Consider the following 23,915-nt stretch of genomic DNA (forward strand, 5'->3'; position numbering starts at 1 on the left):
AGAAGTCAAAATTCAGAATGCAATCAGTGGGGAATTTAGACCCACCACTTTATCGTTGACCAGCAAATTCAAAATTTTGTGGGAGACTTAAACCCGTTTATCCCTCTACCAGTCGCACAGAACTCAATTTAGCATGGTGAGAATTCACCAACGGAGTTCCATTCTATCGCCCAAAGGAACTAATAATAATAGTCTTACTGCATAGCCAGTTTGGTTATAGTAATAAGAGAAGATTTTAATAGGGGACTTAAACCCTTACTCTCAGCGCCTAATTTACTGCCGTAGGTATCGCAGTAGTTCTTGCGTAGGGCAGTATTCCTCGAGCCTCCTGCCCTACGCAAGAACTACCTATTTTGTTAAATATTTGTTGAATGACTAGAGTCATCATAGAGATTTGGATAAATAGGCTGATCGTCAGGCTTTTGAGACTGCAATTCCCAGATGTCGCGTTTTCCTAGTTCTTGATCCACTAATAACTGTAGATGATCTGGTAATTTAGTTGTTTGCCAAATTGACCAAATTTCTTCACCAAATAATTCTTTTTCAATTTTTCCAGAAAACATGATTTGACCTCCACGAATTTTCAATTTTAAGTTTAGTAACTCCTAATTTAGGAAAGACGAAGTAACAAAATTGTCATTCTTCATTCTTTCGCTATCTTTAAAATACAGGTACTATTCGCCCTTACTACTGCTTGTTAATAAAATCTCTAACTTGTGTATCGTTAAGTAACTTTTCATTACGGATATTGTCGATGGTATCGTGTCCTGTGAAGGCAATAATCCGTTGAAAAAAGGCGGTCGCATGAGCATCATCATCACCAATTTGTCTACTCAAAATTAAGTGTAAATCAGGGTCAGGAATCAACAAAATTCCCTTGCTAGCAGCTTGCAGAATAGACTTCCTGCATAAATCAAATGCCCTTACCCTAAATCTCTCTCCCAAGCTAAGGTGTACACACAAGTCCTTCTGACCCCCCTTAATCCCCCCAATAAACGGGGGGAAATAGGAATCTAGTTCCCTCACGCCACATGCTTCTCCCAAGGGGAGACGCTGCGCGAACAAGTCGGACATTGCCCGCCCAACGCAGTGGCTCCCCAATGCATCGGGGAGGGTTAGGGAGGGGTAAAACTTACGCTTAAACCCAGATGAGTAAACTGTTTCAGACTTGTGTGTACACTGTAGCCCAAGCTTGGGAGAGGAACTTAGGGTAAGGGCTTCCCTAGCTTGGACAGCTCGATCTTCTGACACTGGTTGACTATTGCGGATTTCTTTCCAGAGGTGAAGATTTATATGCACTCACGATTACATCTCCTAAAAAGTTTACTTGGCACTAAATTTTGAGTTTATTGGCTAACCCACCTAATTTAAAGAATTGAGCAATGAGATTGTAGACAATCTCGTTGCTCAATTAAAACTTAACGAAATAAGTATTTGTTGGTAATTTTTGGGCAGTTCCTAAATTTGTAGCCAAGTCATTTATTTTATTATCTGTTTTGATTACTGCAAACTTATCAGTAAATAGCAATACTTCACCATTTCCCGGTGTTACCCAAGCATGGCGAGTCATTAGGTTTTTGGAGACAACTAAAAAAGATGCATCTCCACGGTAAGGCGAGATGCGTTTACCCAAGAAGATTTGATTATCTCTATTAGCGATCGCATAAGCAGCAGAGGAACCAACAAAAATTTTACTGCCATCTGAGTAAATAGTTTTAGGGAAATTGCTACCGCCGTCTCCCATCCCCCCAGTTGTAGGCCTTCTTGGAAAACTTAGCTGGCCACGCTCGACAGTAAAATTAGTCAGATTAACAGTTCCTATATATACCTTTGTTTCATCACGAGTCTGTGCAGCATTGGTATAAGTGTCTGTCGTGATCAAAGTCTTTGTTAATAAGTCTTTGCCATTCCACCTGTAGATTGAGTTACCTCCATAAACTGAACCGAGGACATAAAGCTTGTCTTCAAAAATATGTAATCGGTTAAGTCTTGTGTCTGCCATGTCGTTAGCAAGATCGGCAGAATTGTAGCCCCAAAGCTTGCCTTGGTTATTTCCTGCTAAATTTGCCAAAGCAAATATTTTTGCTCCGTCGAAAACCATCCGGTAAAGAAAAGCTATCTGGACGGGAATACCTAACCTCTTTTGTTGCTGGTAGCCACTAGTGTAGAGATACCCGTTTTTATACTCAAAATCCATTACCTCAGTTACGCCATAACTCTGTTTGGCTTTAAAGTTGAGGTTTTTGTCATAAATTGATAGAGTATTTGCAGACTGGTAAATAATCCAATTTTGCAAAAATTTCACCCGTGTTTTTGAATTAGCTGTATTGCTAACTATTTTTTGCCTAGTTCCGTCAGTTTTTATTTTTACTAGTCCTGTTGGAACAGCTAAGACATAAGTTTTGCCGTCAATTGCTACAATGTCACGAGCATCGTAATTAGAGTTTGGAATTAGTTTTTTCGTCCCATTACTTTCTACTTCCCATACACCTTCAGTATTGAGAACCGCAACTTTGCTGCCATTAATGCAAGCTGCTCTTGGCGAAGAAATATTAAGATAGGTAGCTAAAGCGGGGGTAGAATAATCAAACATTGTACAGTTCAGATAAAGTTGACTGAAAAATATTTGCGCTCAATTAAGAAAAAAATTTTGGGAATTTTTGCGCGTTTTTAACCTAAACTCGTCTTCAAAAGTGAAAAAAATATCGGCTACGGTAAACTCAAACTCAAAGGTTGAGTAATCCGCAAAATATGCATATCTGCAAACATTGGTAAAATTAGAATTGAATTGTTTGTGGTTATGTCGTAGCGATAACCTGTTAATTGGGGGAAAGTAACTTCAATTAATTTGCCTCTCAGCCTGCTTTCTAATTCGACAAATACTTCACCGACACTTTCTGCCCCAGCTCACCCATCTCCTCTAACATCCCCTCAATCTTTTGCATAGCTAGAGATGAAGGCTTGGCATGTCCTTTCTTCCAACGGTTTACCGTCAAATAAGTTATGCCTAAAGATGCTGCAAACTGTTCTTGGGTAAGACAAGTTATGCCACGGTGTTCACGGATGAGCTTTCCAACTTCCGGTTGCTTGATTAGCAAAGGTTTCTTAATGGTCATTTAGCTCAGAACGCACCTGTTAATCTGGCGAGTGATATGTATTCTGCTACATCTTATTGGGGCTAATGCTGAATTGATAGGCGAAAATATACTAGAATTTTTATACTTTCTTGATTTTGCAACTAAGCAATTACACGTCCGTAGATAAAATATTTCCTAATGAGACTTACAAGGAATAAATTACGCAACGAAATAAGCATCCTGTTGTCAAGAAGCAGTTAAAATCAATATCTGATAAATAAAAAGCCGCGTAAATGTTCTGAGACTTTAGGTATTAAACTCAGATTGAAAAATAACTGGGATAATTTATTATGCCTAGATTTTTAGTTCACGAATAATTTATACGAACACTTTTTTGTCCAAAGTTTAATACGAACTTATCCCACTATTCTCAAAATTCCTAATTCTTTTTGTAAAATGTGCTTGAAAACCTAAATTTTTCCTTTTCAGTTTTCAATAAGCTTAAGTTTTGTAGCACCATATTAGAAAATAAAGCTATAAACCTAATCTCAGCCAGTTTTAAAAGTTGCCTTCAATTTTTGTTTTCGGAGAGTGACAGAAGCGGGATATCCGGCATAAAGACTTTGCCTACGTTTGTGTAGCTGCGAATTCTGTTAGTTAGGTATTTTCACAAAATTGGGATGTTCCCAATATTTCAGCTATTACCATTGTGAAAAAGGGTATTTTACTAAATTGCTGTTGAAATATCTGGAGTCATCAGAAACTTCTTGTCCAATCCAGGTTGGTAATTCAATTTGCTGATTTTCATCAATGAGTTCAACTTCTGCTAATATCAGTCCTTTATTAATACCATCAAACTCATCTATTTCCCAAATCAAACCACCCGACTCTATTTTATATCTGGTTTTTTCTATAAAGGGACGTTGACATAATGCCTCAAGTATTTCTTGAGCATCTTTAACAGGAATAGGATATTCAAACTCTAATCTCGAATATTTAATATTGGGGCCTTTAATGGTCAAATAACTTTTTTCTCCTACTATACGTATACGTACACTTGCTTTATCTTGTGTAGCAATGTATCCTTGACGATATACACTACCTTCAGCTAATCCTCTCCAGCTATCTCCTCTCACTAAATATTTCCGCTCTATTTCTTTTGCCATTTTATTTACCAAATTATTTGCTTTTTTATATCACAAATAATATAGCAATCCTAAATCTATTCACAAAAATGTGTGTGCAATTATTGCAAAACAGAGTGAAGTTGTTGAAGTATTGAGATTGACAAATTAATAATTAGCGATCGCTTCTACTGTAGTACGATAATTTACATCCTGACGATGATTTGATGCTATCTGCACTAAGCGATTGCAACTAGCAGTAAATTCGTCATTTTTATGCCACTTATTTCAAGGTACAGTGAATTGGAAAGACTTTTAATCCTCCATACCCCATGCTCAATCACTAGCCCGGAATTAAAACATTTGTTATATACAAGAACTCACCAAATTTTCTTGTTTAATTTGTTCTTTTGCTAAAGTCAATGCTTGATGAGCATTTTTAAACTTTGTTTCATCTATAAATTTCCGATCAAAATGCTTTAAATAAGCTTGCAGATACCGAATACGTAAGTGTGGATCGGCAGGATTCTGAAGAAAAGGGAGGTCAGCTTCAACCATGAACCGGATAGCCAACAAGGGGATGGGGCTACGAAGTGGACGAAAGTTTGGGTTGTGCAGACCAGGACTTTCATTACGTTTATGAAATTCTCCTATCATCAGTCCTGACTCAACAAACAAAGGTTTAAGTTTTTGTTGGACACTATCTATTACTTTAGAAGCATCTTCTATATGGATATCAGGAAAAATAAGTAAAAAAGCTTTATTAATTGCTAATTCTTGCTCTTGAACATCTAGTTGCAGAAATATATCTCGATAGCGTCCAACAATCTCTTCTAATTGTTCTGGATACAAATCTTTTGTGTGAATAACTGCTAGACGAATACTGTTTGATTTGAGAGAGTAAGGGACAAAAGGGCAAACTGCGCCAGGTCTACCTAAGTCAGGATGAGACCTTCCTAAAAAGTTTTTCACCCACTGCATAATTTCAATTAAGGCAGAAAGGTCTTCGTGTTGCTGGAGTTGTTCGATTTCACGAGTTGTATAGAGTTGCATAAGCTTGAGTGAAATGGAATAATTGTTTAATTTTGAATCCCAAATTAGTTTGACAATACACATGTAGGTGAAACTAATTATTTAAGTAAACAAAACAAGCCCTTTGTTGGTTATTTTTAGTTAATCTGTGGCTTGGAGAAGATAACAATGTTTGACCATTTTGTTTTGTGAACTTCAAGTAATTTACGTCAATACAACATATAGACACAAACATATTTTTCATCAAATAACTTGTTTTCATTTTTTTTGAAATTAGTTTGTAATATGTTAGCTACAGGACTATCTTGGAATTTTGAAACACATGTATGGTGTGCTACACTCTGCTAACACACCCTGTAATTAATTGACATATTTTTTCAAAAATAATTTACGATTATTATAGGATACGTATGTACGATCATTATTTGGTATGCGCTCCTAGTTTTTTACACTCTTAAGCTTCTGTTATTTTTATGAATACATTATAAATTTTATGTGTAAATAGTTATTTTTAGTATAAAAATTTGGTATAGATTTAACAGCAACTTTAGGGCTACTATCAAGGTAATATACTTTTAGCAAATAAAAAATTTACATAGAATTTGGTATAAGACCAATTTCATAAGCTGTATATTACTTACGGCAGATTACAAATTAATAAAGTACACTCTCCCACATACATTGGGGAAGATGCCTAATAGAGCGGGTGGGGTAGTTACTCCACTTAGATGAAAAGTACTGTATTTTCGATTAGGTTGATCTCAACGTCAGGTATTTGCAGCAAATACCGGTAGTGTAGGCTTTATTTTTTCTAAAAATAAAAATCGTAGGGAGAGGAAGAATGAGCAGCAACTTCTACCGTTCCCTATACTCCTATTCTTAAGTAAGCTACTCACAAAATTAAATATTTTAGGACTTACGTACTATACCAATTAACCATAATATGCATAAGTCAAATTTATATTTCAGGTGTTGATTGCAACCCCGATTTTGCTGCCTGGGGATTAGAAATGGCTCAAAATCCCAAAATTAGTATAGTCAATATGTATGATACGTAAGTCCTATATTTGTTTAATTGGAAGTCCCTTATTTCTCAACAAATTCTTTCACCACTGCCATAGCATCAGGAGGAATCTGCGTAATTAGACGAAATGGAAATGCGGCAGTTGAAGCAAACTGGGCATAGTCTGGTGTCAGGAAGATAGCATAGTTTTTAGCTTCTGGAGTCATCTGTGCAGCAAAGGCCAAGGTTAGAGCTTTAACGTACTTGCGAACATCTGCTGCTTGTTCACCGACAACTTCACCGCCACTAATCGGTGTATTTGGTTGTCCGATCTGATCTAATGTGGTGCTGGGGTCTTTTACACTTAGATGAGTACCCCCAATTATACCAACTAGCGATTTTGGGGATGGGATTTTTTCAAATCCCACAATCTGTTCAGTTAAAGCTGGGGTGGTTTTATCGGCGGAACCTGCTAACACTATGGTAGGAACTTGTATCTTAGTTAACCCAGTTTCGCCAAAAATCAGAGAAGTTGTCGGATTGAGAGCGATCGCCTGTTTGATTCTGGTATCTCGTAGTTGATAACTATTTTCTGGTAGTTCTTGAGCGATGCATTGCATATTTTCCCCCAAACTCAAGATAGTCAGGTTCTTTTTACAGCGTTGTTTGAGATGTTCTAGTTGCAACTCGGCTCCAGCAAGTGCTAAAGCTGTACCACCACCAAAAGAATAGCCAACAACCATCGCGTTTGTGGTTGCAAGTTTCCCTTGCAGGGGATGATTAGCTGTTTGGTTGAGCTTTGCTAATTCGTCGAGGACAAAACTAATATCTTGAGGGCGATACAAAAACTCCTGAGGCTTCATGACTCTGGTTTTGCCTTGTAATGCTAAGTTAGCATTTGCCTGATTACTACCGGGATGTTCTAAAGCTGCTACTACATAACCGTGGGATGCTAAATGTTCTGCTAGGTAACGCAAGTCGGTGCGGACTGATCCGAAGCCGTGAGAAAAGACAATTACGGGTTTGTCGGGAGTTGCAGCAGTTGACCAGTAAATATCAACTGGGATTTTGCGGTCGCGCTTTTGATCGTTGAGACTTAAGTTGAGTATTTTTACTTGAGCGCTTCCTGGTTGGCTGGGATCAAAAGGGAAAGAAATCTGCGGTGTTCTCGGATGTGCTTTTATAGGGTCGAGTTGGGAAGCGATGTCTGACGACAAGCCGCTACGCGTCAACGCTAACATGAATTGCTGGGTACGCCAAAAAGCTGTATTTAAATTTCCTGCAACAACGAAAGCCTTTGGCAAATCAATTTCTAAGCGTTTACTGGGATAAGCAGCAATAAAACTCAGTATAGAAAGACCTTGCGGTGCAGTAGAACCTAATACCAATCCTGCTCTCAGTGCTTGTACCCCAGCTTTGTCCTTTCGGGCTAAGGCTGTAGCAAAGTCATTGAGAATAGTTGTACCAATCTGGGTATTAATTAACCTATCAAGTGTGACAACATTCATCGGTATATTCATGCCCAGCGCCCCCAAGAAGAAGCGGCGTTGTTCTTCAGATAAAGAGTGTAAACTCCCAGGCAATTTCCCTGTTTTTACAGCCTTTTGCAACTCAGTAAGAGAAATGGATTCTGTAAATAAACCCAAACGCACAACAACCGTCTCAGCAGCAATGGCCGAAGTATTTGCCCCGAACTGTGTAAGTGCGATGGCGCTAAATAAACCCGCAACTGTCTTAAGACTTCTCCAAATTTTTCCCATAAACTTTTATACCAATTGTTACTTACGGGAATATAACGGATATTTGTGTATTTGACTACCCAAATAATTGCTTAGAAATAAAAGTAAATTTTATCTTAACTTGCTGGCAATGTCTACGATAGTCACTGAGCTTTGTCGTACCACTTGGTGGAAGCAAGCTAGCAAGAGCGGCTGTCTGCGACACGCTGCACGAACGTAGAGAAGTGCGGGCTTACGCCTATGCTCTAATCTCCTCAAAGCATCTGCTGATGCAAACACAGCCATATTACAAGCATAACAAAAGTAACGAATTGTAGAATTCATCACAGCTAAAAATTTGAGCATAAATCAGTGTTAACAGCCACAAAAGCTCGATTGTTTCTCAGCTAGGTTTAATACTGTAACGGAGCTACTAGAACAGGGGAAGCGATCGCATCTACAATCTGCAATTTTTTTTGACAGGAAAATTTAACCGACTGCTTAATGTTTTGTCTTTGCGCTTTAAAACGTCTTGCAGAGGTGTTGCAGGTGAATAGTCTGACTGCTGTAGCTGCACTATCATTACTCATCAAATTCTACCAGCCGCATCAACAATTTTTCTTGGCTTTATGCGTCGCAGACTCCCATATATTTTAATTTTGCTGCTCTCCCTGAGTATTATTACACTGTGGTGGCCTGTGAATGATTCTGATTGCAATTTTGAGGCTTTTATCGCATCAAAAACTACAAAATTCCAAGTACATGCTACTAAGGTTATTGTTCAGCCGTGGCGTGGTCGTCACCATGTATATGGAATCTTTATGATTCCTGATGAATACAAACAAGCTCCATTTTTTGTGTTAACAGTCCAAGGTGCTGGTAGTTACTGTTCAAAACAATTTGGTCATAAACAAAACTTTGATGATATTTTTGCTCAACCAGGAACTTATCTGGTAAAGAAGCCTATTAGAACTCGAAAAACTCTACGGCTCATTCTCCAAGGTTTGTATTCTCAGGTAAATGATAAAAATAATTGGACGTTGACTTTCCCTGAACCAAAAGCCAGTCACGTCGCTTCTCTACGAGACGCTGCACGAACGCTCCGAATTCAAAATTCAAAATTCAAAATTCAAAATTAATGATCCCCATAAATAAATTTAGGGGCTTGTATCCTTTTCGTTTTTGGTCAAGATAATTCATAATTCATAAGTTAGCTTGGTGGTTGAGTTTCCAAAACCTGGTCTTTCTCTAACAAGGCACTAGTCGCATTAACTACAATTTGTGCTGCTCCTGTGAAGAACGATCGCTCAATAGTCGCTGGCACATCGCTAGGTTTATGATAGTGCGGAGTGCGTAAATTTGCGGTATCTGTCACCAGCACAGCGCCCACGCCCTGGTACCAAAACGGCGCATGGTCGCTGCGTAGGGTGTCTGGTGTCAGTAAACCTTTAAAAGGAATTGGCAGTGTTAGAACTGCTGGCAAATTTGATTCCTGTTTATTCAGGGCGGTTGAGGGGATATTTTGTGAGTTTTGAAAGGCATTCAGCAAAGATAAATGTTCTGTATCACCGACTACCGCCAAAAAGTCGCCTTTGTCGCTAGGTGGCTTAACAGGCAATCCGGCAGGGTATTTCTGACAACCAGCAGTGTAACAAGCGTAACCTACCATATCCATAACGATCGCGCCGCCTAAATTTTGCAAGCGTGCTGTCTGACTCACAAAAGCCTGACTACCTAAAAGTCCTGCTTCCTCTTGGTCAAAAAAAGCTAGCTGTAACGTTCGTGGTGTAGGACGAGAACCTAGCAATCGGGCTACTTCCAGCACTACAGCTACACCACTGGCATTATCATCGGCACCAGGGGAAGAGGCAACAGTGTCGTAATGTGCTGCTACAAGAATTGCTTTAGCTGCTTTTTTAGTTCCTGGACGTTCGGCAAAAATATTCACACCGTCGGAGAACTTTTCTAATTTAGGTTTCCAGCCTATTTTTTTCAGTTCAGTTGTAATATAAGTGCGAGTAAGCGATCGCTCTTTTGTGGTGTAGCGCTGAAAATTCAACTTTTGGATATGGTTTAACAGCTTGTCAGTAGACACTTGCGGGGCAATGTAAACTTCCCTTGACTCTGGCTGTGGTTCGGGTGTTTTCACTGGAATCCGCTCAACAATTGTCGGTGAGGGACGTTGTTCAAAAAACGTGCTACCTCTGCTACCCAACACGGCAACTGTCATCAGCACCAACAGCATCAGCCAAATCCATTTTCTCATCTGATTTATCCTTGGCTTCCAGACTTAGGGTAGCGCAAATCAACCTTGGGGAGGACAAGAGGGTTATGTCAGAAGTATTCAGGCAACAGGTGTCTCAGGCTTTGGTTCCGAATCTTTGGGCAGGCGCAACTGTTGTCATGGATAATTTCAGTTCTCGCAAAGTCACAGGTATAAAGGAAGCTTCTTGTTGCCGTTGGGGCAAGGCTGGTGTACTTATCTCCTTATTCTCCTGATTTTTCACCGATTGAAAATTGTTGGTCGAAGGTGAAAGAGTTTTTGCGTAGGCGTACCCGCCGCAGGCATCGCTTGCTGCTAAAACATATCTTCAGTTAGACGAAGCCATTACAAATGCTCTGAATGCAGTAACTAAAAAAGACATTATTGGATAGTTCACCCACTGCTGTTACTATATTGCACCCAACTGAGAACCACTATATATTATTTTTTGATAAGGCTGCGATCCTACTAATTGGTTTTCTTCGTTTTATCTGGAGATTATAAGACATTTCAAAAACTAATTCATTACCCATTACATAGTATTGAAATCGACGTTTGATCATATTGTTAAAATTAGAAATAAAATCATAAAAAAAGCCTGGATTTTTCGTGAGTTCTCTAAATGCTAATAACCATTTTCCTTCTTTGATAGGCAATGAAACTTGATAGTAAGCTAAAGTTCTGTTGTAAACTGTAAGATTATAAGATAGAGCACGCATTAAAGCTGGATTTTCTTTCACAACTTTTTGCTGCATGAAAGAATAAGTAGATATGCAAGATTGATTTAGACGTTTAAATGGGCTTTTACGTACAAGAGAAAAAGAGCGTGAACGGTAGAAATAATAGGCTTCTGGCACTAGAAAAAAGCGAGCGCCATTGATTAAGCATTTCATGTCAAACCAAAAGTCCTCAGCTATGCTTAGGGTTTCATCGTACTCAATGCTGTGTTTAACCAAAAATTCTCGTTTGAACATAGGCTTACTTAAACCAAGATGCAGCCCTGCTTTTCCATAGACATCAGTCTCTACAAAATAAACGATATCAATTTGGATAATTTTATCTATATGTTCTCCACTTTCTTGAATCAATGTACTCCAAGGAGATGTTGCACCATCTTTGATAAAATAAACATCGTCTGCAATCATATCTGCATTTGCTTGTTCTGCCAGCAACACAAGCTTTTCTAGTCTTTCATGAGCATACCAGTCATCTGAATCAAGAATAGCAATCCATTCTCCTTGGGCTGCTCTGATAGCAAGATTACGCGCAGCAGAAACCCCAAGGTTTTGTGGATTAACTATTACTTTGAGACGTTGATCGGTAAAACTCTTAGCAACTTCTACAGTTTTATCAGTTGAACCATCATCGATCACAATAACTTCAAGCTCAGTGAGTGTTTGATCTAAGACTGACTCTATTGCCTTCTTAATATAAACTTCAGTATTGTAAGCAGGGATAATTACAGATACTTTAGGATTCATCAAACTAAACTCCTGACTAATCACTAAACACTTAGATTACAATGTTAAAATTCCAATGAAAATTTGTTGAAAGAAGAATTCAGAAGCCAGAATCAAGGCACTCGCAGACTCGTTGGCGTACTCCTACGGAGAAGCAAGCTACGCGTTAGCGTCTCTGAAAAAGAAGCCTTTCGTAGAGAAGGAGCTTCGTTATCAATCGGGGATTTAGACCCACGACTGAATTGTTGCACCACCAAATTTTCTTGTTTTGTTGGGGTCTTAAAGCTGATTATTCAGACGCTCTCTACGAGACGCTGCGCGTAGCTTGCTTCCCTGTAAGGGTACGCGGACTCGCTCTAAGCGAAGCCATGCCGTTGGCAAAGCCTCTCGAAGAGAAGGCTTTACGCTACGCTATCCTCCAGTTGTACAAAATTAAGAATCAATTCTGATTCCTGACGAATGTATTCTGTTTGATAATAATTTATTTTTTAATAGCGTAATCATAAATGATTTTTACTTACTTATATAGTAGGTAGGTGAGACATATTGGGATTTTCGTTTGAATGAAGTTCATACACGAATTGTATGGTAACACAACTGTGCCAACCTAGAACCATGAACTTATCCCACTAATAATATTTGTGCTACAAAACTGAAGCTTATTGAGAAATGAAAACGAAAAATTAAGGCTTTAAAGCACATTTTACGGCAAAAAGTAGGGATTTTTAGAATAGTGGGATAGGTTCATGTTTGCTTGTGATTAATTATTTTTTTTAATACCTTACCCATGTGCGAGCTGCTATAGCTCCCATACCGCCCCATAAAACCCCCCTAACTGCATCACACCCAATCAATCAACCGTAGATAATTTTTCATCTCCCTTTTTATTTGAAATTTATAGTTTTAATGAACTATTAAGTGGCGATGTCTACGACGTGCTGCGCCTACGTTATTGTGGGAAAGGCTGAAACACCAATTCTGTCGTCAGTAATTTAAAAAGTCAGATCGAAATAAGCGAACGGACAGTGATTATTCTAGAGACAGCGATTTATCGCGTCTCTTGCCTTAGCTCCTAACACCTAACATTTGTCTCTTAACAAGAGCATGGCCAGATTCCACATCAAACCAGTGAATATCTTCAGGGGGCAATGCTAGTGTAATATCCTCGTTACTCCAATTTTGGTCTGTTGGCAACAAAGCACGTACCGTAATCGCTCCGGTTTGTGAACCCTCAATTTTGACACTGACCAAATAGTGCATACCCAAATTTTCTACTAAAAATACTCGCCCTTGAATAGTCTGGGTATCACCTGGTTGAGCAATGCGGACATTTTCTGGACGAATTCCCAGAACAATCTGCGGTGGTACAGTTGGTATATCTGGGAGAAGCACTTGAAAGTTACCCAGCAGCGCGTATTGTCCCCTACAAGGTAAAGTCAGCAAATTCATTTGCGGACTACCAACAAATCCAGCCACAAATAAATTAGCTGGATGGTTATAGATGCGGTCAGGTGGGTCAAGTTGCTGGACATAGCCATCGTTGAGCAATGCAACTTTCGTGGAGAGCGTCATCGCTTCTGTTTGGTCGTGGGTAACGTAGACAACTGGCACTTTTTGGGCTGCAAAAATTTGCTTGATATCGGCTCGGACTCGTTCCCGCAATAGTGCATCTAAGTTACTTAAAGGTTCATCTAGCAGGTAGACATCGGCATGACGCACCAAAGCACGACCGACAGCAACCCGCTGCCTTTGACCTCCAGACATTTGACCAGGCTTGCGGTTCATTAACTCTGCTAATCCTAAAACTTCTGCTACTTCTGCCACTCGCTGTTTAATTTCTGTAGGTGGTACTTTTTTCAGCTTGAGTCCAGAAGCGAGGTTTTCGTACACTGTCATGTGAGGATAGAGTGCATAGCTTTGAAATACCATTGCAATGTTGCGATCGGCTGCTCGTTTATAGGTGACATCGACCTCCCCAATCTCAATCTGACCGCGAGTCGGTTCTTCAAGACCCGCAATCATCCGTAGGACAGTGGATTTACCACAGCCAGAAGGGCCAAGTAAAGTCAGAAACTCATGGTTATCTACAGTTAAGCTAACGTCTTTGACAGGGATAACTTTAGGATTGTAGGTTTTATTCAAGTTTTTGAGTTCGAGTTTAGCCATTTTTATTTTTATCCTTTGACAGCACCAGCGGTAAGACCTTGGACAATCCGGCGCTGGAAAAACAAAACTAGTAAAATCAGGGGTAATGTCCCGATGACAGTTGCAGCAGCGATCGGGCCATAGGGAATTTCATATATTGTCGCACCACCCAACTGAGCCGCAGCAACGGGAATTGTCTTCAACTCTTCACGAGTCATAAACGTCAGAGCGAAAATAAACTCGTTCCAAGCAAAAATAAAGGTGAGGATTCCAGTAGTCACTAAGGCGGGAAGGGTCATGGGTAGCACGATTTGCCACAGTAGTTGAAAGGTGTTGTAGCCATCGACCCTAGCAGAATCTTCCAAATCTTTTGGCAATTGTTGAAAAAAGCTTTTAAGTACTAAAATTGTTAGCGGCAAATTGATCGCAGTATAGGGTATAATCAGGGCCAGATAATTATTTCCCAATTTAAGCGCTTGGATAATTTCTAACAATCCTAAGAACAACAGAATTCCAGGAAATAAGGTAACAATTAGAATGCTGGCGAGGATAACTCGTTCACCCCAAGGGCGTAACCGTGCGAGAGTATAAGCCGCAGGTGCGCCGATCGCTAAAGCTACAGCGGTAGAAGTAATTGACACAAAGGCACTGTTGAAGATGTAGCGCCAAAATGGACGACGGGTGAATAACTCAATGTAGTGATTGAAAGTGAATCGTGTGGGGAAATAGACAGTAGGAACGGCGGCAATATCGTCATTTACTTTAAACGAGGTCAGCAATTGCCATAGAGCTGGTGCTAGGCTAAATACTACTATTAATACAACTATGATGAACAGCAAGATTTTTTTCAGAGAAAACTTGGTTCCCCCTGTTCGTCTTGGAGTCGTTGGAACTGCTTGGGGAGTTACACTCATGGCTTAAATGGCTCCTGATGTTTTGGCACGGTATTTGTTAAGCAAGAAACTAGCGATCGCCACCGCCGCAATCAATATTAAAAATGTCACCACTACAAGGGCTGCTCCATAACCAAAATCTAAGTAGCGCATCACCGTGGAGTAAATGTACAATGACACCACTTCCGTAGCGCCACCAGGGCCACCCCCGGTCATCACAGCAACCAAGTCAAAAATCCCGAAAGCTTGAGCAAACCGAAATAGTACTGCAATTAAAATTTGCGGTAGCAGCAATGGCAGGGTAATATTGCAGAAGCTTTGCCAAGCAGTTGCCCCATCGACCGAGTAAGCTTCATAGAGGTCTTTTGATATCGACTGCAACCCAGCTAGCAACAGGATACTGATAAACGGCGTAGTTTTCCAAACATCAGCAAAAACCAGTGCGATCGTCGCCAGCGTTGGATCTCCTAACCAATTAATCCCAGTCTTAATCAGCCCCAACCGCAGCAGAATATCGTTCACAACCCCAAACTGGTCGTTAAAAATCCAAGACCATGCCAGACCAATCAAAGCAGTAGGCAAAGCCCAAGGGATAATTGCAGTTGTACGCACTATGCCCCGCCCAAAAAACGCCTGATTGAGAACTAAGGCAATCCCCAATCCTAGCAGTAGTTCTGAGATTACTGATGCTGTTGTGAACACGGTTGTCGCCCACAAACTCTGCCAAAAACGACCATCCCCCGCCATCCGCACATAATTCTCCAAACCAGAGAATACAGGTTGTAGCTCTGTTGCCAAATTTTTAGTAAATACGCTTAACCAAAATGCTCGTAAAATCGGGTAGGCAAATACAAACAACAACAGTAGCAATGCTGGTGTTAGTAAGATCCAGGCTGTCTGTTGTTCTCGATTTCTTAGTTTATGTAAATTTGTCATTTGTCATTTGTCATTTGTCATTGGGCATTGGGCATTGGCAAAGAGGAGGCAGAAAGCACAAGTTGTTTAATTTTTAATTTTTAATTTTTAATTTTTAATTGCTCTCCCCCTGCCCCCAGCAGTCGGCGTGTTTCGGCAGCAGCAGCTTGCATTGCTCGTTCCGAATTCATCCGACCGGATAATGCGGCGCTGAGATAACGCTGTAAAATATCTGATGTTTGAGCATATTGCGCGATCGGTGGACGTAAAACTGCATTGTCCACGACCTTCAATAACTGCGGATAGTGAGGGTATTTAGCAACAATCTCTTGGTCTGTAAACAATTCCCGGCGACTGGGTACATAGCCTGCACTGAAAATGAATCGGCGCTGTGCTTCCCGACTGGTAAAATACTGAATTGCTTTCCAAGCTTCTTCAGGATGTTGAGAAGATTTAGCAATCCCTAAACCCCACCCCCCTAAACAAGCCGCTCCCGTCTTTCCAGGAGCATGAACCATCGGTTTAATCGCAATTTTGCCCCGGATTGGCGAATTTTCTGCCTGGGCTAAAGGCCACGCATAGGGCCAACTGCGTAAAAACGCTACTTGACCACTTTGAAACAAGCGTCGGGTATCTTCTTCCTGGTAGGTCGTGACTCCAGGAGGAGAAACGCCTTCTTTAACGGTACTACGCAGAAACTCAATGGCTCGTAATGTTTCTGGTCGATCTAGTCCAACTTCGAGCGTCTTGGGATTAACCCAGAAGCCACCAAAGCCATCGAGGACTTCCGCAAACATCGCCACAAGTCCTTCATATTGGCGACCTTGCCAAAGATAGCCCCAATTTACCTCCTTTTTCTTCTGCAAGACTTGGGAAATTCGGATCAAATCATCAAAGGTTTCTGGCGGCTTTAATCCTGCTTGTTTAATTAAATCTTCCCGGTAGTAAAGCATTCCCACGTCGGAACGCACTGGAATGCGGTACAGCTTGTCTTGGTAACGTCCCCCTTCTACATCCTGGGGTGAAAATGCTGCCAACTCCTCTTTAGAAATGCGATCGCCTAAAGGTAGCAACCATCCAGCAGCAGCAAACTTGGATGTCCAGATCACATCCATATTGATCAGGTCATAAGGGGATTCACCCAAGATAAAAGATGAGGTATACAGGTCTTCGAGCAAATTTGTGGCATTCGGACCTTCAACTAGGTTAATGCGAATACCAGGGTTCTCAGCCTCGAAGTCTCTAATTAAACCCTGCCTCCAAGGTTGGGCATCAGGGGCAGTCATTAACAGATTCAGGGTAACTGGTTGCTGCGAGAGTGCTACCCAACTGAACAATATAATGCTCAAGAGGGTTGCCAAGAAAATCCCTATATGTAAATAACTTTGTTTTTGGATAAATTTTTGCAACTTGTTTATTGGCTTTCGGTACAACATTATCAATGTAGCGATCGCTAGTAGTAATTATTAGGAAATAAAAACATAAAATATCGGAAAAAGATTATTTTGTATTATTTTTTTACGATTTATTATAAGTAAAATTAATTTATTCCAACCTATGGTTTAAGATAGTTTAGCAAAAAAGTGTATCTCAAGTTACCAAATAGTGGCGCTCTCTCTCTTGGAAAAAACTTTTGATAATTGTAATGACTGCATTATCGACATGATGACAACACTCTGTTTTTATTTGGGTAAGCGATTATTTGCAGACATATTCAGACTGGAGCGATGGTCAGTCTCTTTGTCAGGTGCGATAGCGATTGTTCATTGCTCGTGCTTTGGCATTCAAACCTCATATTTTGTTATTCGATGAGGCTACTAATGCGCTTGATAAGAGAATTTAGGCAATTGTCAGTGAAAGTTTAGATAAATTAGATTTCCTAGAGAAAACATCAAGTTTGACGCTTTGTCTTTTGACAGCGATCGCAACTTCACTTACAGTTACCCACTACAGGAGTGCTGAGTACTGAAGTAAAGAAGAAAAAATTTCTTATTACTTCTTCAAAATCTTTATTCGGACACTCAGGACTCATGACTCAGGATTTTTTTATGGTAGATTTGTTGCTGATCGCAATCCTGGGGTTCCTGGGGAGTTTTGGACATTGCTTTGGGATGTGTGGCCCGCTAACAGTGGCATTTTCTCTGTCTCATCAGCCAAAAAGTCCACAAACAGTCTCCTTGGGAAGAACATTAACTTTAGAAAAACCCGATACTTGGCAACAGCAATTAAAATTTCATATCCTGCTAAACCTGGGGCGGATGTTGAGCTATGCTCTAGTTGGTGCTGGCATTGGGGCGCTAGGTTCGGTATTGCTGCAAGGTGGACAGCTAGCAGGTGTTGGTAGCGACTTCCGGCGCTGGATGGCAATTTTGACTGGTGTGATGTTGATTTGGTTTGGCTTAGGACAACTAAAACCCGATTTACTACCGCGCATTCCCGTGTTACATCCCCTATTGCAAGGTAGTTTACACGATCGCCTCAGCACCGGAATGGTTAAACTTTCCTTAAAAACCAAATGGTGGACGCCAATGCTTTTGGGGATGACTTGGGGTTTAATGCCCTGTGGTTTCCTGTATGCTGCCCAAATTAAAGCCGCTGAAACTGGCAATTTATGGATGAGTACAGCTACTATGCTGGCTTTTGGCTTGGGAACCTTGCCCACGATGCTAGGTGTAGGCGTTTCCACATCATTGGTAAGTAAAGACAGGCGCAGTCAGTTGTTTCGATTAGGCGGTTGGGTAACACTCACCATTGGCGTTATCACCTTGCTGCGGACTGGTGACACAATGGTAGATTACACCGGACACGCCGCCTTAATCTGCTTAATTTTGGCGTTAATTGCGCGTCCGATTAGTGGCTTGTGGGCTTCACCACTGCGTTATCGTCGCGGCTTGGGAGTGGGATCTTTTGTGCTTTCTGTGGTTCACACCTTCCACATGATAGAACACTCATTGCAATGGAATTTTGCCGCCTTTTCTTTTCTGCCGCCAGAATTTCAGTGGGGGATGGCTGCGGGTGCTGTAGCATTGGTATTAATGTCCCCCGCCGCTTTTACAAGTTGGGAATCGTTGCAAAAATCTTTGGGCAAGCGTTGGCGACAGATTCATCTATTGGGTGTGCCAGCCTTGCTCTTGAGTGCCATTCATACTGTGTTGATTGGTTCCCATTACCTGGGTTCCTTGCAATCAACTTGGGGAAATAAATTAGCGGCAGTACTGATGGTAATTGTTACTCTCAGTGTCTTGCTAGTGCGTTCGCGCTTTTTTTGGTCAAAGTTAGCCGTAGAAAAGTTTTATGTTCCCCCAACCAAATCGCGGTAAATCATCCTTATTTTCTGCCTCCGTCTCAACGAGTCAAAAACAGAGGCGTTACCCCCTGAAAGGCATTTTCTGGAAAAATCAAGGAACGATAAAGTATTTATTATTCCTGAGTTGCTTAGTTATATCAATAACTAATCTTTACCCTGCTTTTGCTCATAAGGTGGAAGTAGGCTCAGATGTTGGCGGTACTCTCCACATTGAACCAAATGATAATCCCCGTGCTGGAGAAGCAAGCCAAGCCTGGTTTGCACTTACCCGCAGAGGTGGAAAGGTGATTCCTCTGTCACAGTGTAATTGTCAGTTGGCTGTCTATGCCGAACCTTATGCAGCCGGAGAGCCACCGCTGTTAGAACCACAGTTACAACCTGTGTCAGCCGAACGTTATAAAGGCATTCCAGGTGCAGAAGTTGTCTTTCCCAAACCAGGTCTTTATGAGTTGCAACTAAATGGAAAACCTGTCTCTGGGGCAAGATTCAAACCCTTTGAGTTCAAATTTGAAGTGACTGTGGCAGGCGGGTCTACACAAAATACACGAAACCTGCGAGATGTCAATGGTGATTTAGTAGAGGGTCAATCTCAACAATTACCAACTTGGGCGATCGCACTGCCAATTCTCGGATTTATTGGCATCTTAGTTGTCGTCATGCAAAGTATGAGGAGGGGTGGGGAGTAGTTAGGAGTTAGGAGTGAGGAGTTATGAGTTATGAATTCAAGACTTAACTATTTTAGATTTTGAATTTTGGATTTTGGATTGAAGAAAAAATCTAAAATCTAAAATTTACTAACTCCTAACCCCTAACTCCTAACTCCTAACCCCTAACCCCTAACCCCTAACTCCTAACTCCTAACTTTTACTTATGTCGCTTCTGATGCCACTGCCACGCGTCAGCGACAATATCTTTGATGGATGGATACTGAGGTTGCCAGCCTAAGATTGTTCTGGCTTTATCGCTGGTGCCAATGAGAATTGGGGGATCGCCAGGACGGCGATCGCGTTCTTCTACTGGTATCGAAATTCCTGTCACCTCTTCGACTGCGGCAATGACTTCTCTGACGGAGAAACCGCTGGCATTGCTCAAATTAAAAACTTCGCTATCGCCACCTTTTAATAAATATTCCAATCCCAAAATATGGGCATCTGCTAAGTCGTTAACGTGAATATAATCGCGAATACACGTACCATCGGGCGTGTGGTAATCAGTGCCGAAAATTGAGATGGATTCTCGTTTGCCTAAAGCTGTCATTAGCACCAAGGGAATCAAATGGGTTTCTGGGTTGTGATCCTCGCCTAGTAAGCCATTGGGATTAGCACCAGCAGCATTGAAGTAGCGAAAACGCACTGATTGTAAACCGTAAGCGACATCAAAATCAGAGAGAATCCTTTCTACCATCAGCTTTGTAGCCCCATAGGGATTAATCGGATTTTGGGGATGGGTTTCTGGAATGGGCACGAATTCCGGTACGCCGTAGGTGGCACAGGTAGAAGAAAAGACAAATTTCTTTACAGATGCTGTCAGCATCGCTTCTAACAGGGTCAAAGTACCAAGGACATTATTGCGGTAATATTTGGCCGGATCGGTAACAGATTCTCCTACGTAGGCATAAGCAGAAAAATGCATCACCGCAGCAATATCGTGGGTTTTAAATACATGATCCAGCAAGGCGCGATCGCCTGTGTCCCCAATTATCAGTTCTACCTGTAAAACCTTTTCTACTAAATCGCGATGTCCATAGACCAGATTATCAAGTATGACAACGCTATAACCTGCTTTCTTCAAAGCAAGCACTGTATGGGAACCAATATATCCAGCTCCCCCTGTTACCAGAATAGTAGGCTTTCCAGGCGACATAGTTTTTCCTTTTGAATCGATTACTTAATTAATTTAGTTTACCGGTACCATATTACTCTTCTGGAAAATTATAAATAATAGACGCAGTGTCAAAAAATTGCACTAAAATCACTACGACGGTAGTCTTTGGGTGTGAGGTTTGAGAAATTTTAAGTCAAACAGTGCGATTACAATTTGACAATAAAATAAATCCATTTCCCGAAACCTCTAGGTTGAGCCTTACGGGTGACGCTTTTAACGTCGCTACCAGTAAGAATTCGCCAGTTGTTTTATGCAGGGAAACCATGCATGGCAGTCCTTTCTGGGGGCAACCCCGATCCAAACGGACTGCCTTACCACCACACTGGCTCACTGCACCAGAAAATTTGAGAGTTAGTCTATGTTTCTATTATTAAGCCGGGTACTGCTGTGGCTGCTGATTGGCACTATCGTCTATTCTCTGTTCCAGCGATTTTATCCCTCTGGAACTTTTGTCGGGCGATTAATCTTAGTCGTTATCTTGGTAATCGTAGCCCTATCATTTCTTAACCCCAATGAACCTGCTGTGGCTTCGTTGTGGAGGATGCTATCTTTTCCCCTCAAGCCTTTGGGAGCCTCTGTTTTACTGATGATTCTTGCTGCTCAGAAAATCAAAGGAGGTGGAATAGAGAAACCAGGAGGATACTTGATCGGTTGGGCACTGACTATTTTGCTGTTAGCAAGTACACCAGCAGTCGCCTATTTCCTTTATAGAGCACCTCTAGCAATGACGGGTGAAACATCTGTCGCAACTGCTACACCAACATCTGGGACACTGGTGGCATTAGGGCAACCCACCACAGCGAACATCTCAGATGTAACGGGCGATCGCATTCTTTCTTATAATTTGAGAGTGCCTCCCTATTTATTACAAGGAAATCCTCAAGATATTCGCACACGGGGTTTACGGCTTGAAGACTTTGTACCGGATGCACAAACGTTGCAATTGACAACAAGAACTTGGGAAAGTTATCTCGTTGAAGTTTACAGGTTCTTGCGTGTTCAGCGGTAATCAGGCAAGAGAACTTTACTGAGTTCGTAGTGAGCGCTCAAGCGCTCAATCCAAGGACTAAAGTCCTTACTACGAACTTATTTCTTCATTAAAGTTGCTGTGGTGGACTACTAGTACCGAACGCCAATAACTATCCAGTTAAAAGAGGTAATAAAAGCTGAATTTATAACAAGCGATATTTCCTCTTCATAGCTGCCTTCTTGGACTAGCAGTTAATCTAGGATGATAAAGTTGCACAATTGCTTTAATGGCAAAATCTCGACGAATCGCTAAACTCAGTGCTTACCTAAGACCCCATTGGCGGGAGGCTTCCTTAGGCATTCTCGCTTTATTGTCTGTCAATGCACTGCGCGTTTATATCACTTTGTTGATTCGTGCTGGTGTTGATAAACTCTCAACAACCTTCATCTTGAACCAAATACTACATGACGTAGTGATCATTGTCTTGCTCAGTTCGGCGATGTGGCTAATGCGGATGGCATCACGCATTTGGCTATTTGGGGTGGGGCGTCAGGTGGAATTTGACCTGAAACAACGGATTTTTGAACACTTACTCAAGCTGGAGCCTGCTTATTTTGCCAGTAATACTGCTGGCGATTTGATTAGTCGCGCTACCAGTGATGTGGACAATATCAAGCGGTTATTGGGTTTTGCAGTCTTGAGTTTGGCAAATACGGTGTTTGCCTACGCCCTGACACTGCCAGTAATGCTAGCGATTAGTGTGGATCTCACACTAGCTGCCCTAGCAGTTTACCCTTTTATACTCTTGTTGGTGAGTCTGTTTAGCGATCGCTTACGCAAACAACAAGCAAAAGTCCAAGAGCAACTCTCTGACATCAGCGAACTCATCCAGGAAGATATTAGTGGCATTGCCTTAATTAAAATCTATGCCCAAGAAGCAAACGAGCGTCGAGCTTTTGCCAAGAAAAATCAGCAGCTATTGACTGCTAATCTGGAACTGGCAAAAATCCGCAATACACTGTTTCCGCTAATTGGTGGGCTAGCCAATGTCAGCTCGTTTGTAATCATATGGCTAGGGGCGGCGCGAATGTCTTCTGGAACCCTTCAGGTTGGCGACTTTATAGCACTGTTAATTTATGTAGAGGGTCTAGTTTTTCCCACAGCCCTTTTAGGATTCACAATTACTGTCTACCAACGAGGTGAAGTTAGTATTGATAGGCTTGAATCTATTCTCTCTGTCACACCGAAAATTCAAGACACAGCCGATGCCATACATCTACCAGTGGCAGAACTTAAAGGCGAACTGACAGCTAAAAATCTCACCTACAATTACCCTGGTTCTACTACTCCAGCTTTAGCAAATATTAACTTTACCATTGCTCCTGGAGAAACTGTAGCGATTGTTGGGGCAATTGGTTCGGGGAAATCTACTTTGGCCAATGCTCTACCACGCTTGTTGGATATTGAATCAGGACAATTGTTTTTAGATGGGCTAGATATTACTAAGATCGCTTTGACAGATTTACGAGGTGCGATCGCCTACGTTCCTCAAGATAGCTTTCTATTTAGCACTACAATCAAAAATAATATTCGCTACGGCGATCCAATTAGCGAACAACAGCAGGTAGAATCTGTCGCTAAACTTGCCCAAATTGAATCAGAAATTTACAATTTTCCCCAGCAATATGAAACTATTGTTGGCGAACGCGGTATTAATCTTTCTGGCGGTCAACGGCAACGTACTGCTTTGGCTCGAGCAATGTTGGTCAATGCCCCAGTGTTAATTTTGGATGACGCTCTCTCTAGTGTGGATAATCAAACAGCCATGCAAATCCTCAAAAATCTCTCCAGTGGTACTGAACGTAAAACAGTGATTTTTATTACGCACCAATTATCAGCGGCAGCGGCAGCTGACCGAATTTTTGTAATGGAAAAGGGAAAAATTGTGCAGGTCGGAAATCACTTAGAACTTTTACAACAACAGGGTTTATACAGAACTTTGTGGAGCCAACATCAAGTTGAGGAATTACTGCGGTGAAGGAGGCAGGGGGCAGGAGGCAGGGGGCAGGAGGCAGGGGGCAGAAGGCAGGGGGCAGAAGGCAGGGGGCAGAAGGCAGGGGGCAG

22 protein-coding genes are annotated in these 23,915 nt (G+C 41.3%); 7 read left to right on the forward strand and 15 right to left on the reverse strand.

What is annotated here, in order from left to right:
- Positions 1–356: 356 nt before the first annotated feature.
- The 8 genes from HWQ40_RS32315 to HWQ40_RS32350 form a co-directional block, all read right to left on the reverse strand.
- Positions 357–563 carry a hypothetical protein gene (locus HWQ40_RS32315; RefSeq protein WP_094353064.1) on the reverse strand — a complete coding sequence of 69 codons (207 nt, stop codon included), beginning with the start codon at positions 561–563 and terminating at the stop codon, positions 357–359.
- A 124-nt stretch (positions 564–687) separates the two neighbouring features.
- Entirely contained in the window at positions 688–1,299 is a 612-nt protein-coding gene (locus HWQ40_RS32320) for a hypothetical protein (RefSeq protein WP_292786060.1), read from the reverse strand.
- Between the two features lie 112 nt (positions 1,300–1,411).
- The gene (locus HWQ40_RS32325; RefSeq protein WP_292786061.1) at positions 1,412–2,593 is read right to left on the reverse strand and encodes a DUF5050 domain-containing protein; all 1,182 of its coding nucleotides are present in this window, start codon (positions 2,591–2,593) and stop codon (positions 1,412–1,414) included.
- A gap of 274 nt (positions 2,594–2,867) precedes the next feature.
- Positions 2,868–3,116, reverse strand: coding sequence for a helix-turn-helix transcriptional regulator (locus HWQ40_RS32330; protein WP_292786063.1), 249 nt, complete (start codon positions 3,114–3,116; stop codon positions 2,868–2,870).
- Between the two features lie 662 nt (positions 3,117–3,778).
- Positions 3,779–4,243: a CYTH domain-containing protein gene (locus HWQ40_RS32335; RefSeq protein ID WP_292786065.1), complete on the reverse strand. Its 465-nt coding sequence runs from the start codon at positions 4,241–4,243 to the stop codon at positions 3,779–3,781.
- Between the two features lie 324 nt (positions 4,244–4,567).
- Positions 4,568–5,254, reverse strand: coding sequence for a DUF6875 domain-containing protein (locus tag HWQ40_RS32340; protein ID WP_292786067.1), 687 nt, complete (start codon positions 5,252–5,254; stop codon positions 4,568–4,570).
- Between the two features lie 1,065 nt (positions 5,255–6,319).
- Complete coding sequence (locus HWQ40_RS32345; RefSeq protein WP_292786068.1) at positions 6,320–7,996, reverse strand: alpha/beta hydrolase; 1,677 nt, start codon at positions 7,994–7,996, stop codon at positions 6,320–6,322.
- Positions 7,997–8,367: 371 nt separating this feature from the next.
- On the reverse strand, positions 8,368–8,544 hold the full coding sequence (locus HWQ40_RS32350; RefSeq protein WP_292786069.1) for a hypothetical protein: 177 nt from the start codon (positions 8,542–8,544) through the stop codon (positions 8,368–8,370).
- Positions 8,545–8,583: 39 nt separating this feature from the next.
- Between HWQ40_RS32350 and HWQ40_RS32355 the strand changes: the two genes are divergently transcribed.
- Complete coding sequence (locus tag HWQ40_RS32355) at positions 8,584–9,093, forward strand: hypothetical protein (RefSeq protein ID WP_292786071.1); 510 nt, start codon at positions 8,584–8,586, stop codon at positions 9,091–9,093.
- A 71-nt stretch (positions 9,094–9,164) separates the two neighbouring features.
- Here HWQ40_RS32355 and HWQ40_RS32360 read toward each other — a convergent pair whose 3' ends face one another.
- Positions 9,165–10,220, reverse strand: a complete 1,056-nt coding sequence (locus tag HWQ40_RS32360; RefSeq protein WP_292786073.1) for a M28 family peptidase — start codon at positions 10,218–10,220, stop codon at positions 9,165–9,167.
- A 65-nt stretch (positions 10,221–10,285) separates the two neighbouring features.
- Here HWQ40_RS32360 and HWQ40_RS32365 point away from each other — a divergent pair, with 65 nt between their 5' ends.
- Together HWQ40_RS32365 and HWQ40_RS35790 are read left to right on the forward strand one after the other, a co-directional pair.
- Complete coding sequence (locus HWQ40_RS32365) at positions 10,286–10,453, forward strand: hypothetical protein (protein ID WP_292786074.1); 168 nt, start codon at positions 10,286–10,288, stop codon at positions 10,451–10,453.
- Positions 10,428–10,553, forward strand: a complete 126-nt coding sequence (locus HWQ40_RS35790; protein WP_366934041.1) for a transposase — start codon at positions 10,428–10,430, stop codon at positions 10,551–10,553. The genes HWQ40_RS32365 and HWQ40_RS35790 overlap by 26 nt, the downstream gene beginning before the upstream one ends.
- Before the next feature lie 98 nt (positions 10,554–10,651).
- Here HWQ40_RS35790 and HWQ40_RS32370 read toward each other — a convergent pair whose 3' ends face one another.
- The 5 genes from HWQ40_RS32370 to HWQ40_RS32390 form a co-directional block, all read right to left on the reverse strand.
- The gene (locus HWQ40_RS32370; protein ID WP_292786075.1) at positions 10,652–11,698 is read right to left on the reverse strand and encodes a glycosyltransferase family 2 protein; all 1,047 of its coding nucleotides are present in this window, start codon (positions 11,696–11,698) and stop codon (positions 10,652–10,654) included.
- 1,044 nt (positions 11,699–12,742) lie between these two features.
- The gene (locus HWQ40_RS32375) at positions 12,743–13,843 is read right to left on the reverse strand and encodes an ABC transporter ATP-binding protein (protein ID WP_292786076.1); all 1,101 of its coding nucleotides are present in this window, start codon (positions 13,841–13,843) and stop codon (positions 12,743–12,745) included.
- An 8-nt stretch (positions 13,844–13,851) separates the two neighbouring features.
- Positions 13,852–14,736, reverse strand: a complete 885-nt coding sequence (locus tag HWQ40_RS32380) for a carbohydrate ABC transporter permease (protein WP_292786077.1) — start codon at positions 14,734–14,736, stop codon at positions 13,852–13,854.
- A 3-nt stretch (positions 14,737–14,739) separates the two neighbouring features.
- On the reverse strand, positions 14,740–15,651 hold the full coding sequence (locus tag HWQ40_RS32385) for a carbohydrate ABC transporter permease (RefSeq protein WP_292786078.1): 912 nt from the start codon (positions 15,649–15,651) through the stop codon (positions 14,740–14,742).
- An 80-nt stretch (positions 15,652–15,731) separates the two neighbouring features.
- Positions 15,732–17,066: an ABC transporter substrate-binding protein gene (locus HWQ40_RS32390; RefSeq protein WP_292786079.1), complete on the reverse strand. Its 1,335-nt coding sequence runs from the start codon at positions 17,064–17,066 to the stop codon at positions 15,732–15,734.
- A 612-nt stretch (positions 17,067–17,678) separates the two neighbouring features.
- Here HWQ40_RS32390 and HWQ40_RS32395 point away from each other — a divergent pair.
- Both HWQ40_RS32395 and HWQ40_RS32400 read left to right on the forward strand, forming a co-directional pair.
- Positions 17,679–18,950: a sulfite exporter TauE/SafE family protein gene (locus HWQ40_RS32395; protein WP_292786085.1), complete on the forward strand. Its 1,272-nt coding sequence runs from the start codon at positions 17,679–17,681 to the stop codon at positions 18,948–18,950.
- Complete coding sequence (locus HWQ40_RS32400) at positions 18,925–19,623, forward strand: hypothetical protein (RefSeq protein WP_292786080.1); 699 nt, start codon at positions 18,925–18,927, stop codon at positions 19,621–19,623. The genes HWQ40_RS32395 and HWQ40_RS32400 overlap by 26 nt, the downstream gene beginning before the upstream one ends.
- Before the next feature lie 178 nt (positions 19,624–19,801).
- Here HWQ40_RS32400 and galE read toward each other — a convergent pair whose 3' ends face one another.
- Entirely contained in the window at positions 19,802–20,800 is a 999-nt protein-coding gene (galE, locus tag HWQ40_RS32405) for a UDP-glucose 4-epimerase GalE (RefSeq protein WP_292786081.1), read from the reverse strand.
- A 379-nt stretch (positions 20,801–21,179) separates the two neighbouring features.
- Here galE and HWQ40_RS32410 point away from each other — a divergent pair, with 379 nt between their 5' ends.
- Both HWQ40_RS32410 and HWQ40_RS32415 read left to right on the forward strand, forming a co-directional pair.
- Positions 21,180–21,830, forward strand: coding sequence for a hypothetical protein (locus tag HWQ40_RS32410; protein ID WP_292786082.1), 651 nt, complete (start codon positions 21,180–21,182; stop codon positions 21,828–21,830).
- A 247-nt stretch (positions 21,831–22,077) separates the two neighbouring features.
- Positions 22,078–23,829 (forward strand): ABC transporter ATP-binding protein, encoded by a 1,752-nt coding sequence (locus HWQ40_RS32415; protein ID WP_292786083.1) that lies wholly within the window; start codon positions 22,078–22,080, stop codon positions 23,827–23,829.
- Positions 23,830–23,915 lie beyond the last annotated feature (86 nt).

It is taken from the genome of Nostoc sp. NMS9 (genome assembly GCF_017114995.1).
GTDB lineage: Bacteria > Cyanobacteriota > Cyanobacteriia > Cyanobacteriales > Nostocaceae > Nostoc.

What these genes read in the sequence shown, in the direction of transcription:
- HWQ40_RS32315 (WP_094353064.1), bottom strand. Translation starts at nt 563, where the DNA reads ATGTTTTCTGGAAAAATTGAAAAAGAATTATTTGGTGAAGAAATTTGG.
- HWQ40_RS32325 (WP_292786061.1), bottom strand. Translation starts at nt 2,593, where the DNA reads ATGTTTGATTATTCTACCCCCGCTTTAGCTACCTATCTTAATATTTCT.
- HWQ40_RS32330 (WP_292786063.1), bottom strand. Translation starts at nt 3,116, where the DNA reads ATGACCATTAAGAAACCTTTGCTAATCAAGCAACCGGAAGTTGGAAAG.
- HWQ40_RS32335 (WP_292786065.1), bottom strand. Translation starts at nt 4,243, where the DNA reads ATGGCAAAAGAAATAGAGCGGAAATATTTAGTGAGAGGAGATAGCTGG.
- HWQ40_RS32340 (WP_292786067.1), bottom strand. Translation starts at nt 5,254, where the DNA reads ATGCAACTCTATACAACTCGTGAAATCGAACAACTCCAGCAACACGAA.
- HWQ40_RS32345 (WP_292786068.1), bottom strand. Translation starts at nt 7,996, where the DNA reads ATGGGAAAAATTTGGAGAAGTCTTAAGACAGTTGCGGGTTTATTTAGC.
- HWQ40_RS32350 (WP_292786069.1), bottom strand. Translation starts at nt 8,544, where the DNA reads ATGAGTAATGATAGTGCAGCTACAGCAGTCAGACTATTCACCTGCAAC.
- HWQ40_RS32355 (WP_292786071.1), top strand. Translation starts at nt 8,584, where the DNA reads ATGCGTCGCAGACTCCCATATATTTTAATTTTGCTGCTCTCCCTGAGT.
- HWQ40_RS32360 (WP_292786073.1), bottom strand. Translation starts at nt 10,220, where the DNA reads ATGAGAAAATGGATTTGGCTGATGCTGTTGGTGCTGATGACAGTTGCC.
- HWQ40_RS32365 (WP_292786074.1), top strand. Translation starts at nt 10,286, where the DNA reads ATGTCAGAAGTATTCAGGCAACAGGTGTCTCAGGCTTTGGTTCCGAAT.
- HWQ40_RS32370 (WP_292786075.1), bottom strand. Translation starts at nt 11,698, where the DNA reads ATGAATCCTAAAGTATCTGTAATTATCCCTGCTTACAATACTGAAGTT.
- HWQ40_RS32375 (WP_292786076.1), bottom strand. Translation starts at nt 13,843, where the DNA reads ATGGCTAAACTCGAACTCAAAAACTTGAATAAAACCTACAATCCTAAA.
- HWQ40_RS32380 (WP_292786077.1), bottom strand. Translation starts at nt 14,736, where the DNA reads ATGAGTGTAACTCCCCAAGCAGTTCCAACGACTCCAAGACGAACAGGG.
- HWQ40_RS32385 (WP_292786078.1), bottom strand. Translation starts at nt 15,651, where the DNA reads ATGACAAATTTACATAAACTAAGAAATCGAGAACAACAGACAGCCTGG.
- HWQ40_RS32390 (WP_292786079.1), bottom strand. Translation starts at nt 17,066, where the DNA reads ATGTTGTACCGAAAGCCAATAAACAAGTTGCAAAAATTTATCCAAAAA.
- HWQ40_RS32395 (WP_292786085.1), top strand. Translation starts at nt 17,679, where the DNA reads ATGGTAGATTTGTTGCTGATCGCAATCCTGGGGTTCCTGGGGAGTTTT.
- HWQ40_RS32400 (WP_292786080.1), top strand. Translation starts at nt 18,925, where the DNA reads ATGTTCCCCCAACCAAATCGCGGTAAATCATCCTTATTTTCTGCCTCC.
- galE (WP_292786081.1), bottom strand. Translation starts at nt 20,800, where the DNA reads ATGTCGCCTGGAAAGCCTACTATTCTGGTAACAGGGGGAGCTGGATAT.
- HWQ40_RS32410 (WP_292786082.1), top strand. Translation starts at nt 21,180, where the DNA reads ATGTTTCTATTATTAAGCCGGGTACTGCTGTGGCTGCTGATTGGCACT.
- HWQ40_RS32415 (WP_292786083.1), top strand. Translation starts at nt 22,078, where the DNA reads ATGGCAAAATCTCGACGAATCGCTAAACTCAGTGCTTACCTAAGACCC.